Origin of the sequence: Streptomyces monashensis (assembly GCF_001866665.1) — a bacterium.
In the GTDB taxonomy this organism is placed as follows: Bacteria; Actinomycetota; Actinomycetes; order Streptomycetales; family Streptomycetaceae; genus Streptomyces; species Streptomyces monashensis.
The window spans coordinates 27,925-46,453 of record NZ_MLYO01000005.1 but is presented as its reverse complement, the minus strand read 5'-3'; the positions used below and the strand labels follow the sequence as shown (position 1 = coordinate 46,453).

At 75.4% G+C, this 18,529-nt stretch carries 1 protein-coding gene; it reads left to right on the top strand.

Annotation, left to right across the window (positions count from 1 at the left end; translation table 11 throughout):
• The coding region (locus tag BIV23_RS53765; protein ID WP_425443451.1) for a type I polyketide synthase at positions 1-18,493 on the top strand (18,493 nt) is incomplete at its 5' end.
• Positions 18,494-18,529 lie beyond the last annotated feature (36 nt).

Here is an 18,529-nt window from a genome sequence, read left to right as displayed (position 1 = left end):
TGTGTTGCCGGCGACGTTGCATGTGGGTGAGGCGTCCTCGCATGTGGACTGGTCGGCGGGGGATGTGCGGTTGCTGACGGAGAGTCGGGTGTGGGTGGGGGATGCTGGGCGGGTGCGGCGTGCGGGTGTGTCGTCGTTCGGGTTGAGTGGTACGAACGCGCACGTCATCCTGGAGCAGGCGCCTGTCGAGACGGTGGAGGCGGCCGAGCGGCCGAGTGTGCCGGTGGTGCCGTGGGTGCTGTCCGGGCGCACACCCGACGCCCTGCGCTCCCAAGCCACCCGCCTGCTGGACGCCGTACGGACGACGCACGACATCGACCGCGTCGAGGTCGGCGCCGCCCTGGCCACGACGCGTACCGCATTCGAGAGCCGGGCCGTCGTCTGGGGCCAGGAGCACGCCGAACTCCTCACCGCCCTGGCCGCGTTGGCAGCGGGCGAACCCAACCCCCGTGTCATCACCGGAACCGTGGGAGAAGGCCGCACCGCGTTCCTCTTCTCGGGTCAGGGTGCGCAGCGGTTGGGGATGGGGCGTGAGCTGTACGAGGCCTTCCCGGTGTTCGCGGATGCCTTCGACGCGGTGTGCGCTCATGTGGGTGCGGAGTTGCGTGATGTCGTCTTCGGCGGGGACGTGGAGCGGCTGGGTCGTACGGAGTGGGCGCAGCCCGCGTTGTTCGCGGTCGAGGTGGCGTTGTTCCGTCTGGTGGAGTCGTTCGGGGTGCGTCCGGACGTCCTGATCGGGCACTCGATCGGTGAGATCGCGGCCGCGCATGTGGCAGGTGTGATGTCTCTGGAGGATGCCTGCGCTCTGGTGGTGGCGCGTGGGCGGTTGATGCAGGAACTGCCCGCCGGTGGTGTGATGGTGGCGGTGGAGGCCGCCGAGGACGAGGTGCTGCCTCTGCTCGAGGGTCGTGCGGACGAGGTGTCGATCGCCGCGGTCAACGGCCCCCGCGCGGTCGTGATCGCGGGTGTGGAGGCTGCCGTCGTCGAGGTCGCCGAAGAGCTGAAGGCCCAAGGCCGGCGGACGTCGCGTCTGCGGGTCTCGCACGCCTTCCACTCCCCACTGATGGAGCCGATGCTCGACGCCTTCCGCCGAGTCGCCGAAGGCATCAGCTACTCCGCGCCGTCGATCCCCCTCGTCTCGAACGTCACCGGACAACTCGCCGCGGACGGGGAGTTGGCGTCGGCGGACTACTGGGTGCGGCACGTCCGCGAGGCCGTCCGTTTCGCCGACGGCGTGGCCGCGCTCGTCGCCGAGGGCGTGACGCGTTTCCTGGAGATCGGCCCTGACGGCACCCTCACCGCCCTCGCCCGCACCGTGCTCGGTGAGGCCGACCGTGTGGTCTGTGTACCCGCGCAGCGCAAGGACCGGTCGGAGGCCGACGCGTTGTACGCCGCGGTCGGCACGTTGTACGCCGCCGGGCTTCCGGTCGGCTGGGCCGGGGCGTTCGCCGGGGTGCGGCCCGCGCCGCTGCCGACGTACGCCTTCCAGCGCACCCGGTACTGGCCCGAGGTACGGCGCGGCACCGGCGGCGCAGTGGCCGCGGTGTCCGCTGGGGAGGCCGCGTTCTGGGGAGCCGTCGAGCACGGTGGAGCGGATGAACTCGCCGGTGTCCTCGGCCTCGACGCCGGTGAACTGGACCGTGGTGAACTGAACCGTGTCGTGACGGCGCTGTCGGAGTGGCGGCGCGGCGAGGTCGAGCGGACCACCGCGGACGCGTGGCGCTACCGCGTCCGTTGGGAGCGTCTGGAGGCGGGCGCGGAGCGGGCGGTCACCGGGCGGTGGCTGCTGCTGCAGGCCGGTGATGACGAAGTACTGCCCGGTATCGAGGAGTTCGTGCCGGGAGTCGAGCGTGTCGTGTGCGACGTCGCCGACACCGGGCGCGCGGCCCTGGCGGACGTGCTGGGCGTGGCAGCGGCAGACGGCGCGCCGGTCGCGGGTGTGCTGTCGTGTCTGCCGGGTGTGGACAGTGCCCTCGCGCTGGTGCAGGGATACGGCGATGCCGGGTTCACCGCGCCGCTGTGGATCCTGACCAGCGGGGCCGTGGCCGTGGGAGCCGGTACCGAGGCCGCGGTCGAGCCCGGCCCGGCCTCCGTATGGGGGCTCGGTCGTGTCGCCGCGCTCGAACATCCCGATGTCTGGGGCGGTCTGCTCGACCTGCCCGCCCGGCCGGACCGGCGTGTGCTCGCCCGGGTCGCCGGGGTGCTGGTCGCCGGTGTCGAGGACCAGGTCGCCGTGCGCGGCACCGACGCCTACGCCCGTCGGCTCGTCCCCGCGCCCGCGCCCGCTCCCGCCGCCGCGCGGGAGTGGACCTCTCCAGGCCGTGTCCTGATCACCGGTGGTACCGGTGCCCTCGGTGCGCGTGTCGCGCGCTGGGTGGTCGAGCACGGGGCGCGCGAGCTGGTGTTGGCCGGCCGGCGCGGGCCCGAGGCACCCGGCGCCGGCGAACTGCGCGCGGAACTCGTCCGACTCGGGGCAGAGGTTTCCGTCGTGGCCTGCGACATGGGTGAGCGCAGCGCGGTCGAGCGGCTGCTCGCCGAGCACCCCGTGGACGCCGTGCTGCACTGTGCCGGCGTGCTGGACGACGACGTGATCGCCGACTACTCGCCCGACCGGCTCGCCGCCGTCCTGCGGGCCAAGGCCGGGGCCGCCGACCACCTCGACGAACTGACCCGCGACAGCGGGCTGTCGGCCTTCGTGACGTTCTCCTCGATCGCCGGTGTCTGGGGCGGCGGCGGACAGGCCGCGTACGCCGCCGCCAACGCCCATCTCGACGCTCTGGTGGAACGTCGTCGCGCCCGCGGTCTGGCCGGCACCTCCGTGGCCTGGGGCCCGTGGGGTGACACCGGTATGGCCGCCGGCGAGGAGGCCAGGGAGCTGCTGGTCCGTCGGGGGCTGAGGCCGCTGGACCCCGCTGCCGCGCTGACCGCCCTCGAACGCGCCCTGACGGCCCGGGACACGGCCGTGGTCGTGGCCGACGTGGACTGGGACCGGTTCGTGGCGGCCTTCACCACCGGCCGTCCCAGCCCCCTGCTCGCGGCGCTGACCGACGCCGCCGTGGCACCGGCCGCTGACGGCTCCGCCATGCAGGCGGGCGGCGCGCTGCGCGAGCGTCTCGCGCCGCTCGGCGCGCAGGAGCGCGACGCGGCCCTGCTCGACCTGGTGTGCCGCCGCGCCGCCGCGGTGCTCGGCCACGCCGATCCCGCCGCGGTGACCGTCGGACGCGCCTTCCGCGAGATGGGATTCGACTCCCTCACCGCGGTCGAGCTGCGCAACGACCTCACCGCCGAGACCGGCATCCCGCTGCCCTCCACGCTCGTGTTCGACCACCCCACCCCGTTGGCCGTCGCCGAGCACCTTCGGGACGCGCTGTTCGAGACGGCGGCGGAGCAGCACGAGGTGGTGGTGCGGGCCACCGACACCGATCCCGTGGTCATCGTCGGCATGGGCTGCCGGCTGCCCGGTGGCGTCGACGGCCCCGAGGAGCTCTGGGAGTTGCTGGCCGCCGGCGGTGACGCCGTCGGCGGGTTCCCCGAGGACCGCGGCTGGGACCTGGCCTCCCTGCTGGAGGCCAGCGACACCCGCTCCGGCGGTTTCCTGGCCCGGGCCGCCGACTTCGACGCCGCGTTCTTCGGCATCAGCCCCCGCGAGGCCCAGGCACTGGACCCGCAGCAGCGGCTGATGCTGGAAACGTCCTGGGAGGCACTGGAGTTCGCCGGGATCGACCCCACCGCCCTGAAGGGCTCGCGCACCGGCGTCTTCGTCGGGGCCGGCAGCTCCGGCTACGCCGCCGGGCTGACCGAGGTCCCCGAGGGGCTCGGCGGACATCTGCTGACCGGACAGGCGGGCAGCGTCGTCTCCGGTCGTGTTTCCTACTCCCTCGGCCTGGAAGGCCCGGCCGTCACCGTCGACACCGCCTGCTCCTCCTCCCTGGTCGCCCTGCACCTGGCCGCGCAGTCGCTGCGCTCCGGAGAGAGCGATCTGGCGCTGGCCGGCGGTGTGACCGTCATGGCCGACCCGGGTGCCTTCGTCGAGTTCAGCCTCCAGGGCGGACTGGCCCCGGACGGCCGGTGCAAGGCGTTCTCCGAGGACGCCGACGGGACCGGCTGGGCCGAGGGCGTCGGCGTGCTGGTCGTGGAGCGGCTGTCCGACGCCCGGCGCAACGGGCACCGCGTACTGGCCGTCGTGGCGGGCACCGCCGTCAACCAGGACGGCGCGTCCAACGGTCTGACCGCCCCCAACGGGCCGTCGCAGCAGCGTGTCATTCGGCAGGCGCTGGCCTCGGCCGGACTGTCCCCGCAGGACGTGGACGCCGTCGAGGCGCACGGCACCGGCACCACCCTGGGCGACCCCATCGAGGCGCAGGCGGTGCTGGCGACGTACGGTCAAGACCGTGCCGGGGACCGGCCGCTGTGGCTCGGCTCGGTGAAGTCCAACCTGGGGCACACCCAGGCCGCGGCCGGCGCCGTCGGCGTCATCAAGATGGTCCTCGCCCTGCGCAACGGCATGCTGCCGGCCACCCTGCACGCCGGCCGGCCCTCCTCCCGCGTCGACTGGACGGCCGGACAGGTCCGCCTGCTGGACGAGGCCGTCGCCTGGCCCGCCGGTGAGCGCACCCGCCGCGCCGGTGTCTCCGCGTTCGGCGTCTCCGGCACCAACGCACACGTCATCCTCGCCGAACCCGCCACCGCCGAGGGCGAGTCGAGCGCGCCCGCCGGTGACGGTCCGGACCGCGAGCGGGCCGCCCTGTCGTGGCTGCTGGCCGCGCGCAGCGCACCGGCCCTGCGCGACCAGGCGGCCCGGCTCCTCGCCCACCTCGAACAGCGTCCGGAGCTGGACGTCGCCGATGTCGCGCACTCCCTCGCCGTCACCCGCGCGCCGCTCGAACACCGCGCGGCCGTGACCGGCACCGGCCGTGCCGCGCTGCTGGCCGGACTCGGTGCGCTGGCCGCGGGCGAGACGAGCCCCGCCGTGCTCACCGGGGACACCCTGAGCGGCGGCGGTACCGCGTTCCTGTTCGCCGGACAGGGCACCCAGCGTCCCGGAATGGGCCGCGCGCTGTACGACGCGTTCCCCGCGTACGCCGATGCCTTCGACGCCGTCTGCGGCCACTTCGGCGGACTGCTGCCGCGGTCCCTCGCCGAGGTCGTGCACGAGGGCGACGCGGACACCCTGCACCGCACCGAGTACGCGCAGCCCGCGCTGTTCGCCGTCGAGGTGGCCCTCTTCCGGCTCCTGGAGACGCTCGGGGCCCGGCCCACGCACCTCATCGGTCACTCCGTGGGAGAGATCGCCGCCGCGCACGTCGCCGGGGTGCTCACCCTGCCCGACGCCTGCCGCCTGGTCGCCGCCCGCGGCAGGCTGATGCAGGAACTGCCCGAAGGCGGGGCGATGATCGCCCTGCAGGCGGCCGAGGACGAGGTGCTGCCGCTGCTCGCCGGACGGGAGAGCACCCTCGGGGTGGCGGCCGTCAACGGGCCCCGGTCCGTGGTCGTCTCCGGTGACGAGGAGGATGCTCTCGCCGTCGCCGCCCACTTCACCGAACTGGGCCGCAAGACCACCCGGCTGCGGGTCAGCCACGCCTTCCACTCGCCGCGCATGGAGCCGATGCTCGACGACTTCCGCGCCGTGGCGGCCTCCGTGGCGTACGCGGAGCCGCGCGTCCCGGTCGTCTCCGACCTCACCGGCCGGCTCGCCGAGCCCGGTGAACTGACGGACGCCGAGTACTGGGTGCGGCACGTACGGCACGCCGTCCGGTTCGCCGACGGCGTCGCGGCCCTGGAGGAGCAGGGCGTCGCCCGCCTCGTCGAACTCGGCCCCGACACCACCCTGACCGCCCTGGCGCAGGGCTCCTGGCAGGGCGCCGCGCCGCTCGCCATGCCCACGCTGCGCGACGACCGCGGTGAGACGGAGACGCTGCTGGCCGCGGTCGGCGCCCTGCACGCCCACGGCGCCCCCGTCGACCGGCGCGCCCTGCTCGCCGCCACCGCACCCGGCGCCCGCCCGGTCCCACTGCCCACCTACGCCTTCCAGCACCGGCCGTACTGGATCGAGACGGGCACCGTGGCGGGCGACCCGGCCGCCGCCGGACTCGTACCGGCCGACCACCCGCTGCTCGGCGCGGTCGTCCCGTCCGCCGTGGACGACTCCGTACTGCTCACCGGACGCCTGGGCACCCGCACCGCGAGCTGGCTCGCCGCGCACCGCATCGGCGGCTCGGCCGTCGTCCCGAGCACGGCCTTCGTCGAACTCGCGCTCGCCGCCGGCACCCACGTGGGCCGTCCGCAGGTCCGTGAACTCGTCCTGGAACGCCCGCTGGCGCTGCCCGAGCACGACGGCGTCGCCCTGCAGATCCGGGTGGAGGCGCCCGACGCCCGCGGGGACCGCGCCTTCGCCGTGCACGCACGGCTCGCCACCGACACCGCCGCCTGGACCCGGCACGCCGCCGGCGTCCTCACCGCCGAGACCGGACCGGCACCCGACCATGACCTCGCGGCCTGGCCGCCGCCCGGCGCCGAGGAACTCGACACCGAGGGCCTGTACGCGCGGCTGCGGGAGGCCGGCCTGGACTACGGGCCCGTCTTCCAGGGCCTCGCGGCCGCCTGGCGGGACGACACCGCCGTGTACGCCGAGGTCGCCCTGCCCGAGTCCGCCACGGCCGACGCCGGCCGCCACGACCTGCACCCGGCCCTGCTGGACGCCGCCCTGCACCCGCTGGGCCTGGGCGCGTTCGACGGCCTGGGCGAAGGGCGCGTGCTCTTCTCCGCGGGGCCGGTCCGGCTGTTCGCCACCGGCGCCACGACCCTGCGCGTCCGCCTGACGCGCAGCGGAGCCGACACGCTGTCCCTCACCGCCGCCGACGCGGTCGGCGACCCCGTACTGACCATCGGGTCCCTGCTGCTGCGGCCCGTGACCGGAGCAGCCACGCCCACTGCGGCCACGCCCGCCGCGGACGCGGCCCGCGCCGCCCGTCAGGAGACCGCGCCCGCCGCCGAACCGGTGCGCCGCCGGGCCGCCGCCCGTACCCAGCCGCCCGGCAGCCTCCTGGAACGGCTGGCCGGCCGGCCAGCCGCGGAACGCGAGCGCACGCTGCTGGCCACCGTCCGCGACCGGGTCGCCGCCGTGCTCGGCCACAGCGGCCCCGACGAGGTCGAACCGGCCCGGCCCTTCACCGATCTCGGCCTCACGTCCCTGACCGCGGTCGAACTGCGCAACGGGCTCAGCGCCGCCCTCGGCGTCACCCTCCCCGCCACCCTCGTCTTCGACCACCCGACCCCGGCCGTGCTCGCCCGCCACCTCGCCGACGACCTGTTCGGCACCGCCGCCACCGGCGCGCCCGCCGCCGTCCGCCGCACCCTCGACGACGACCCGATCGCGGTCGTCGGCATGGCCTGCCGCTACCCCGGCGGCATCGCCGGGCCCGAGGACCTGTGGGACCTGGTGCGGGCCGGAGCGGACGGCATCTCGCCGCTGCCCACCGACCGCAACTGGAACCCGGAGCGGCTCTACCACCCCGACCCGGACCACCCCGGCACGGTCTACACCCGCGAGGGCGGCTTCCTGCACGACGCCAGCCGCTTCGACCCGGCGTTCTTCGCGATCAGCCCGCGCGAGGCCCTCGCCATGGACCCCCAGCAGCGCCTGCTCCTCGAAGTGTCCTGGGAGGCCCTCGAGCGGGCCGGCGTCGACCCCGCCGCCGCCCGCGGCTCCGCCACCGGCGTCTTCGCCGGCGTCACCTACCAGGACTACGTCACCATCCTCGCGGCCTCCGACGACAACTTCGAGGGCTACGTCGGCACCGGCAACTCGCCCAGCGTGCTGTCCGGTCGTATCTCCTACGCCCTCGGCCTGGAGGGACCGGCCGTCTCCGTCGACACCGCCTGCTCCTCCTCCCTCGTCGCCCTGCACCTGGCCGCGCAGTCGCTGCGCCAGGGGGAGTGCGAACTCGCCCTGGCCGGCGGCGTCACGGTGATGTCGACACCCGGCTCGCTCATCGAGTTCAGCCGCCAGCGCGCACTGGCGGAGGACGGCCGCTGCAAGCCCTTCTCCGCGGACGCCGACGGCGCCAGCTGGGCCGAGGGCGTCGGCATGATCGTCCTGGAACGCCTCTCCGACGCGCGCCGCAACGGCCACCAGGTCCTCGCCGTCATCCGCGGCTCGGCCCTCAACCAGGACGGCGCCTCCAACGGCCTGACCGCCCCCAACGGGCCCTCGCAGCAGCGGGTCATCCGGCAGGCGCTGGCCTCGGCCGGACTGTCCCCGCAGGACGTGGACGCCGTCGAGGCGCACGGCACCGGCACCACCCTCGGCGACCCCATCGAGGCCCAGGCGCTCATCGCCGCCTATGGACAGGACCGCGACGAGGAACGGCCGCTGTGGCTCGGCTCGTTGAAGTCCAACATCGGGCACAGCCAGGCAGCCGCGGGCGTCGGCGGCATCATCAAGATGGTGATGGCGCTGCGCGAAGGACTGCTGCCCCGCACCCTGTACGCCGACAACCCGACCCCGCACGTCGACTGGAGCGCTGGACAGGTCCGCCTGCTGAGCGAGGAGCAGCCCTGGCCGGACACCGGCCGCGCCCGCCGCGCCGGCGTGTCCTCCTTCGGCATGAGCGGCACCAACGCCCACGTCATCGTCGAACAGGCCCCCGACGCACCGGCCGCCCCCGCCACGACACCGGCCGAACTGCCCGCCGTCCCCGTGCTGCTGTCCGCCCGCACGCCCGCCGCGCTGCGCGCCCAGGCGGCCCGGCTCCGCGCCCACCTGCGCGCCCGGCCCGGCACCGTGCTCGCCGACCTCGGCTACACCCTCGCCGTCGGACGCTCCGCCTTCACCCACCGCGCCGCCGTCCTCGCCGACGACACGGACCGGCTCGACGAGACGCTCGCCGTGCTGGCCGCCGACGGACCGCTCACCGCACCCGCACTGGTCGCCGCCGCCGTGCCCGCGGGCGCCGAACCCGTCCTGGTCTTCCCGGGACAGGGCGCCCAGTGGGCCGGCATGGCCCGCGAACTCCTCGGCGAATCACCGGTGTTCGCCGACTGGATCGACCGCTGCGAGCAGGCACTCGCCCCGCACGTCGACTGGTCGCTGACGGCGGTGCTGCGCGACGACGAGAACGCCGCCGACCTCGGCCGCGTCGACGTCGTCCAACCGGCCCTGTGGGCCGTCATGGTGGCCACCGCCGCCCTGTGGCGGGCCCACGGCGTCCGGCCGGCCGCCGTCGTCGGCCACTCCCAGGGCGAGATCGCGGCCGCCTGCGTCGCCGGAGCCCTCAGCCTCGAGGACGGCGCGCGCGTCGTCGCCCTGCGCAGCCGGGCCATCACCGGTATCGCCGGAACCGGCGGCATGATGTCGGTGCCGCTGTCCGCCGCCGACACCCGCGCCCGCATGGCACCGTGGGCGGACCGGCTCGCCGTCGCCGCCGTCAACGGCCCCGCGTCCGTCGTCGTCTCCGGCGAGGCCGGAGCACTGGACGAACTGCACACCGCCCTCACCGGCGACGGCATCCGGGCCCGCAAGGTCAACGTCGACTACGGCTCGCACTCCGCGCAGGTCGAGGCGATCCGCGACACCGTCCTCGCCGCCCTGGACGGCATCACCCCGCGCGAGGCGGACATCCCCTTCCGGTCCTCCCTGACCGGCGACTGGCTCGACACCACCGAACTCGGCGCCGACTACTGGTACACCAACCTGCGCGAGACCGTCCGCTTCGAGGACGCCGTACGCGGCCTGATCGCCGCCGGACACCGCACCTTCATCGAGGTCGGACCACACCCCGTACTCGCCGTCGGGCTGCGCGACACCCTCGACGCGGCCGGCGCGGACGGCGCCGTCCTCGGCTCCCTGCGCCGTGACCAGGGCGGCCTCAGGCAGTTCCTCGGCGCGCTCGCCGAGGCCCATGTGCACGGCGTCGACGTCGACTTCGAGACCGTCTTCGACGGCACCGGTGCCACCCGCACCGACCTGCCCACCTACCCGTTCGAGCACCAGCGGTACTGGCCGAGCATGCGCGAGGCGGCCGCCGCCGGCCTCGCCGCCGACGGCGGGCTCACGGCCGACTCCGTCGAGGCACGCTTCTGGCAGACCGTCGAGCAGGAGGACCTGGAGAGCCTGGCCGACGTCCTCGACCTGCCCGCCGACGCCCCGCTCAGCAGCGTGCTGCCCGCGCTGGCCGGCTGGCGGCACGCCCGCCGCGAGCGGGCCGCCACCGACGCATGGCGCTACGGCGTCGCCTTCACCCCGCTCAACCCCGGCCCGGCCGCCCTCACCGGGACCTGGCTGCTGCTCGCCCCCGCCGACGCCGCCGGACACACCGCCGCCGCGGACGCGGTCGCCGACGCGCTCACCGCGGGCGGTGCCCGCACGGTCCGCCGGATCACCCTGCCCGACGGCGCCGCCGACCGCACCGCACTCGCCGGCCTCCTCACCGCCGACGGGGACCCGGGACGCGTCGACGGCGTGCTCTCCCTGCTCGCCCTCGACACTCGCGACCACCCCGCCCATCCGGCCGTCCCGGCCGGACTCGCCGCGACCCTCGCCCTCGTCCAGGCACTCGGCGACCAGGGCATCGAGGCCCCCCTGTGGTGCGCGACGCGCGGCGCCGTCGCCGTCGGCGGAGCCGACCCCGCCCCGGACGCCGCCCAGGCCCTCGTCTGGGGCCTCGGCCGGGTCGCCGCCATGGAGCACGCCGAGCGCTGGGGCGGCCTGATCGACCTGCCCACCGACCTCGACGCCCGCTCCGCCACCCGCCTGGCCGCCGTCCTCGCCGACCCCGGCCAGGAGGACCAGATCGCGCTGCGCGCCACGGGCGCCCACGGCCGCAGGCTGGTCCACGCCCCGGGCGCGGACACCCCCGCCGAGACCTGGCAGCCCCGCGGCACCGTCCTGGTCACCGGCGGCACGGGCGCCCTCGGCGGGCACGTCGCCCGCTGGCTCGCCGACCGCGGCGCCACCCGCATGGTGCTGGCCGGCCGCCGGGGCGCCGACGCGCCGGGCGCGACCGACCTGCGGGACGAACTCACCGCCCGCGGAGTCGACGTCACGCTCGCCGCCTGCGACGTGTCCGACCGCCCCGCGCTCGCCGCGCTGCTCGCCCAGATCCCCGCGGACCAGCCCCTGGACGCCGTGTTCCACGCGGCCGGCGCCCTCGACGACGGGGTGATCGACTCGCTCGACGCCGACCGCATGGACCCCGTCCTGCGCGGCAAGGCCACCGCCGCCCGGGCCCTGCACGACCTCACCCGCGACCTCGACCTCTCCGCCTTCGTCCTGTTCTCCTCCACCGCGGGCGTCCTGGGCGGCGCCGGGCTCGGCAACTACGCCCCCGGCAACGCCTATCTCGACGCCCTCGCCGCCGAGCGGCGCGCGGCCGGGCTCCCCGCCACCGCGATCTCCTGGGGCCTGTGGGCCGACGGCGGCATGGTGGGCGACGCGGCGGGCGACCGCATGCGCCGCTACGGCGTCCACCCCATGGACACCGCCGCCGCCTGCGCCGCCCTCGGCCGCGCCCTCGACCTCGGCGACACCCACGTCGTCGTCACCGATCTGCGCTGGGACACCTACGCGCTGTCCTTCACGGCCCCCCGCCCCAGCCACCTCCTGGACGAACTGCCCGCCGCCCGCCGCGCGTTGGACACCGTCCGGCAGGACGCGACGACGGCGACCGCCGACATGTCCTCGCTCCACACCCACCTGGCCGCGCTGCCCGACTACGAACGGGCCGACGCCGTCCTGGAGATCGTGCGCGGACACGTCGCGAGCGTCCTCGGACACCCCTCGGGCGACGCCGTCGAACCGGAACGGCCCTTCACCGACCTGGGCATCGACTCGCTCAGCGCCGTCGAACTGCGCAACGGCATGAACCGCGTCACCGGCCTGCGCCTGCCCAGCACCCTCGTCTTCGACCACCCCAACTGCCGCGCCCTCGCCGGCTTCCTGCTCGCCCAGGTCGCCGACGACACCGCGGCCGCGGCGTCCGCCGCCTCCGCCGTACCGGGCGAGGCGCCGGCCCGCGCCGCCGCCGACGACCCGATCGCCGTGGTCGCCATGGGCTGCCGGTTCCCCGGCGACATCAACACCCCCGAACAGCTGTGGCGGATGCTCCTGGACGGCGAGGAGGGCCTGGTGCCCTTCCCCGAGGACCGCGGCTGGGACCTCGACGCCCTCCACCACGCCGAGCCCGGCAAGACCGGCACCGTGTCCACGCGGACCGGCGGATTCCTCAGCGACGCGGGCGGGTTCGACCCGGCGTTCTTCAACATCTCGCCCCGCGAAGCCGTCGCGATGGACCCGCAGCAGCGGCTCCTGCTGGAGATGGCCTGGGAGACGTTCGAGCGGGCGGGGATCGACCCGCGCTCGCTGCGCGGCAGCCGCACCGGCGTGTTCGCCGGCACGAACGGCCAGGACTACACCGGTATGCTCGCCGCCTCCGGCGAGGACTTCGAGGGCTACATGCTGACCGGCAACGCCGCCAGCGTCGTCTCCGGCCGCCTGTCCTACACCTTCGGCCTGGAGGGCCCGGCCGTCACCGTCGACACCGCCTGCTCCGCCTCCCTCGTCGCCCTGCACCTCGCCGTGCAGTCCCTGCGCAACGGCGAATGCGACATGGCCCTCACCGGCGGCGTCACCGTCATGGCCTCACCCGGTCTGTTCGTGGACTTCAGTCGGCAGCAGGGGTTGGCGGCTGATGGCCGGTGCAAGGCGTTCGCGGATGCGGCGGATGGTACGGGGTTCTCGGAGGGTGGTGGTCTGCTGCTGGTGGAGCGGTTGTCGGACGCGCGTCGTCTGGGGCATCCGGTGCTGGCGGTGGTGGCTGGTTCCGCGGTGAACCAGGATGGTGCGTCGAACGGGTTGAGTGCGCCGAACGGTCCGGCGCAGCAGCGGGTGATCCGGGCCGCGTTGGCGGATGCCGGTGTGGCTGCTTCGGGTGTGGATGTGGTGGAGGCGCATGGTACGGGCACCAGGTTGGGTGATCCGATCGAGGCGCAGGCGCTGCTGGCGACGTACGGGCGGGAGCGTGAGGGGGATCGGCCGTTGTGGTTGGGGTCGGTGAAGTCGAACGTGGGTCACACGCAGGCGGGTGCGGGTGTGGCGGGTGTGATGAAGATGGTGCTGGCGATGCGTCATGGTGTGTTGCCGGCGACGTTGCATGTGGATGAGCCGTCGTCGCATGTGGACTGGTCGGCGGGTGCGGTGGAGTTGCTGACGCAGGCGCGTGCGTGGCCAAGGACGGGGGAGCGTCCGCGGCGTGCGGGTGTGTCCTCGTTCGGTATCAGCGGGACCAACGCGCATGTGATCCTGCAGTCCGTCACCGACGAACCCGCCGTCGACGACATCCCCGTCGTCCCGGACGCGGACGGGGACACGTCGTACGTCCCCTGGGTCGTCACCGCGCGCAGCCGGGACGCCCTGCGCGCCCAGGCCGCCCAACTCCTGGACCACCTGCGGGAGATCCCCGACGTCACCCCTGCGGACCTCGGTCTGTCGCTCACCGCGACCCGCGCCGCCTTCGAGCACCGCGCCGTCGTCCTCGGCGCCGACCGCGCCGCACTCACCGACGGGCTGCGCCTGCTCGCCGCGGGCGAGAGCGGGCCGCACACCGTCACCGGAGTGCACCGCGGTGACGGCAAGACCGCCTTCCTCTTCTCCGGGCAGGGCGCCCAGCGCCCGGGCATGGGCCGCGGACTCTACGACGCCCACCCCGCCTACGCGGACGCCTTCGACGCCGTCTGCGCCCACTTCGGCGCCGAACTGCGCGACCTCGTCCTCGGCGACGACGCCGAGCGGCTGAACCGCACCGAGTGGACACAGCCCGCGCTCTTCGCCGTCGAAGTCGCCCTCTACCGGCTGCTGGAGTCGTGGGGCGTACGACCGGACTTCGTCGCCGGCCACTCCGTCGGCGAGATCGCCGCCGCCCACGTCGCCGGCGTGATGTCGCTCAAGGACGCCTGCGCCCTGGTCGCCGCGCGCGGCAGGCTGATGCAGGAACTCCCCTCCGGTGGCGCCATGTTCGCGGTGGAGGCCACCGAGGACGAGGTACGTCCGCTCCTGGAGGGACACCCGGACGCGGGCATCGCCGCCGTGAACGGGCCGAGCTCCGTGGTCGTGTCCGGCGCCGAGGACGTGGTCGCCGACATCGCCGCGCGGCTCGCCGCCGACGGCCGCCGCACCACCCGGCTGCGGGTCGGCCACGCCTTCCACTCCCCGCTCATGGAGCCGATGCTCGACGCGTTCCGCGAGGTCGCCGCGAACATCACCTACGAGGCGCCGCGCATGGCGGTGATCTCCAACGTCACCGGCCGCGCCGCCGCCGGCAGCGAACTGCAGGACCCGGAGTACTGGGTGCGCCATGTCCGGGAGGCCGTCCGCTTCGCCGACGGCGTCCGCTGGCTCGCCGAGCACGGCGCCGACCGGTTCCTGGAGGTCGGCCCCGACGGCACGCTCACCGCGATGGCGCAGAGCTGCCTGCCGGACGCCGAGGGCACGCTGTTCGTGCCCGTGCTGCGCAAGGACCGGGCCGAGGACGAGACGCTCCTCGACGCCGTCGCCCGGGCCTTCGCGCACGGCCTGCCCGTGGACTGGCCGCGCCTGTTCGACGGCACCGGCGCCCGCACCGTACCCCTGCCCACGTACCCCTTCCAGCGCCGTCGCTTCTGGCCCGGTCCGCCCGCGCTGCTCGGCGACGTCACCTCCGCGGGCCTGGCCGCGAGCGGCCATCCGCTGCTGGGCGCGGCCGTGGAACTGGCCGACGGCGACACCCATGTCCTCACCGGCAGGCTCGCCCTCGGCAGCAGCCCCTGGCTCAAGGACCACGCGCTCACCAGCACCGCGCTGTTCCCGGCCACGGGATTCCTCGACCTGGCCCTGCACGCGGGCGCCCGCACCGGTTGCGAGCAGGTGGCCGAACTGACGATCCTGACCCCCCTCACCCTGCCCGCCCAGGGCGGCGTGCAGGTCCAGGTGCGGGTCGAGGCGCCGGACGCCACCGGCGCCCGCCCGCTGACCGTGCACGGCAGGCCCGACACCGCCGAGCCCGGCACGCCGTGGACGCTGCATGTCAGCGGCCTGCTCACCGCCGCCGCCGAACCGGCCGCCGTACCCTACGACTTCACCGTCTGGCCGCCCGAGGACGGCACCGAGGTGCCGCTCGACGGCTTCTACGAGGCCTTCGCCGACCGCGGCCACCTCTACGGCCCGCTGTTCCAGGGCCTGACCCGGGTCTGGACGCGCGGCGGGGAGGTGTTCGCCGAGGCCGCCCTGCCCGCGGACGCCGCCCCCGCGGCCGACGCCTTCGACCTGCACCCCGCCCTGCTCGACGCCGCGCTGCACGCCGTGATGTTCGTGCCCATGAAGGACGCCGGACGGCTGCCCTTCTCGTGGAGCGACGTGCGCCTGGACGCCGTCGGTGCCTCGGCGCTGCGGCTGCGGATGGTCCAGGAGGGCCCGGAGGCCATCGGCCTCGCCCTCGCCGACCCGACGGGCCGCCCGGTCGGCTCGGTCGGCTCGCTCACCCTGCGCGAGCTGACCGGCGACCTGGCGGGCTCCACCGTCGGCGCCCCGGACGGCCGGGGCCTGTACGAGCTGGACTGGCAGCCGGCGGCCACGGCGGACGCCGTCGCGCGGACCGCGTGGACGGTCGTCGGCGCGGACGAGGCGACGGCACTGGCCGACGCCCTGCGGGCCGCCGGTCACACCGTGCGCCGCGCCCCCGCCCTCACCGCCGTCGCGCAGGACGAGCACGTGCCGGACACCGTCCTGTACGCCGTGCCCGCGCAGACTCCGGAGCACACCCCGGGCGAGCTCGCCGACGCGAACCGCGACACCCTCACCGAGGTGCTCGCCGTCGTCCAGCAGTGGGTCGACGACCCGGCGTTCGCGCACGCCCGGCTCGCCGTCGTCACCCGGGGCGCCGTCCCGGCCGGACCCCGGCCGGCCGACCCGTTGCAGGCGGCGGTGTGGGGCCTGGTGCGGGCCGCCCGTACCGAGAACCCCGGCCGGTTCGTCCTCGCCGACACCGACGGCAGCGACGCCTCGGCGGCGGCACTGCCCGCCGCGCTCGGCGACACCGCGTTCGAACTCGCCGTACAGGAAGGGACGGTGACCACACCGCGCATCGTCCCGCTGGCCGCCGACCGCTCCCTCGTCCCGCCCGCCGCCACCGACGCCTGGCGGCTCGGTGTGACACGGCCGGGCAGCCTGGACAGCCTGCGCCTCGCGGCCTGCCCCGAGGCCGGGGCCGCGCTCGCCCCGAACGAGGTGCGCATCTCGATGCGTGCCGCCGGCGTCAACTTCCGCGACGTCCTCACCACCCTCGGCATGTACCCCGGCGACGCCACCGCGATCGGCCTCGAAGGCGCCGGTGTGGTCACCGAGACCGGCGCCGATGTCACCGGCCTCGCCCCCGGCGACCGGGTGATGGGCATGTTCGCCGGCGCCTTCGGCCCCGTCGCGGTCGCCGACGCCCGGATGGTCGCCCCGATCCCGAAGGGCTGGAGCTTCGCCGAGGCGGCGACCGTACCCATCGTCTACCTCACCGCCTACTACGCCCTGGTCGACCTGGGCGGGCTCAAGCCCGGCGAGAGCGTCCTCGTGCACGCGGCGGCGGGCGGTGTCGGCTCGGCCGCGGTCCAGCTCGCCCGGCACCTCGGCGCCGAGGTGTACGGCACGGCGTCGCCCGCCAAGTGGCAGGCGCTGCGGGCCGCCGGACTCGACGACGCCCACCTCGCCTCGTCCCGCGACCTCGGCTTCGAGGAGCGACTGCGCACCGCCACCGAGGGCCGCGGCTTCGACGTCGTCCTCGACTCCCTGGCCCGGGAGTTCGTGGACGCCTCCCTGCGGCTGCTGCCGCGCGGCGGCCGGTTCCTGGAGATGGGCAAGACCGACGTCCGCGACCCCGAACAGGTCGCCGCCGACCACCCCGGCGTCGCCTACCGGGCCTTCGACCTGATCGAGGCCGGACCCGACCGGATCGGCGAGATCCTCGCCGACCTGGCGGACCTGTTCGGGCGCGGTGCGCTGAAGCCGCTGCCGATGGCCGTGTGGGACGTCCGCCGGGCGCCCGACGCGTTCCGCTTCGTCAGCCAGGCGCGGCACATCGGCAAGGTCGTCCTGACCCTGCCGACCGCTCCCGACCCGGCCGGCACCGTCCTGCTCACCGGCGGCCTCGGCGGCCTCGGCCGCATCACCGCCCGCCACCTCGTCGTGGAGAACGGCGTACGGCACCTGCTGATCGCCGGCCGGCGCGGCGCGGACGCGCCCGGCGCGGCCCAACTGCGCGACGAACTCGCCGCGCTGGGAGCGGACGTCACCGTGGCCGCCTGCGACGTGGCCGACCGCACCGCGCTCGCCGCGCTCCTGGCGGGCATCCCCGCCGACCGGCCGCTGACGGCCGTGGTGCACACCGCGGGCGTCCTCGCCGACGGCGTGCTGTCCTCGATGACACCGGACCGGCTCGACCGGGCGCTGCGGCCCAAGGCGGACGCCGTGGTCGTGCTGCACGAACTCACCCGCGACCTCGACCTCGCCCGGTTCGTGGTCTTCTCCTCGGTCGCCGGCACGTTCGGCGGCGCGGGGCAGGCCAACTACTCGGCGGCCAACGCCTTCCTGGACGCCTTCGCCCAGCGCCGGCGCGCCCAGGGCCTGCCCGCCGTCTCCCTCGCCTGGGGCACCTGGCTGCCCGAGGCGGGCATGACCGGGGAACTCGGCGACGCCGACCGCGAACGGCACGCCCGTACCGGCATGGTGCCGCTCGGACCCGGCACCGGCATGCGGCTGCTCGACGCCGCCGTCGGCAGCGACCGGGCCGCGCTGCTGCCGATGGACCTGGACCCGGCCGCCCTGCGCGAACACCACGACGTGCTGCCGGTCCTCCTGCGCGGCCTGGTGCGCACCCCCGCCCGGCGCCGCGCCACGGCCGCCGGGACGGCGCCCGCCGCACAGGCACCGCGGTCGCTGGCCGACCGGCTGGCTCCGCTGCCCGCCGCGGACCGCGAGCAGCTCCTGCTCGACGTGGTCGCCGAGCAGGCCGCCGCCGTCCTCGGACACGGCTCGGCGGCCGAGATCGATCCCGAACAGACCTTCAAGGAGCTGGGCTTCGACTCCCTGACCGCGGTCGAACTGCGCAACCGGCTCGGCGCGGCCACCGCGCTGCGGCTGCCCGCCACTCTGGTCTTCGACTACCCGACCGCCCTCGCCCAGGCCCGGTACCTGCTGGGCGAGCTGTCCCTGCCCGAGCCGCCCGGCACCGCGCAGGCCCTCCTCGGCGACATGGACCGCCTGGACAGCGCCCTGCAGGGCGCCGACGTGGCCGACGAGGACCGCGAGAAGGTCACCGCCCGGCTGCGCGAACTCCTCTCCCGCTGGCAGGGCGAGCCCCTCGCACCGAACCCCGCCGCCGTCCCCGCGGCCCTCGCCGACGAGGACGCGGAACTGGCCGAGGTCGAGACGGCGGGCGACCTCTTCGACCTGATCGACCGCGAGCTGGGGGACCTGTGAGCACCCCGCCGGCCCTCCGCACGCACCCGACGCCCC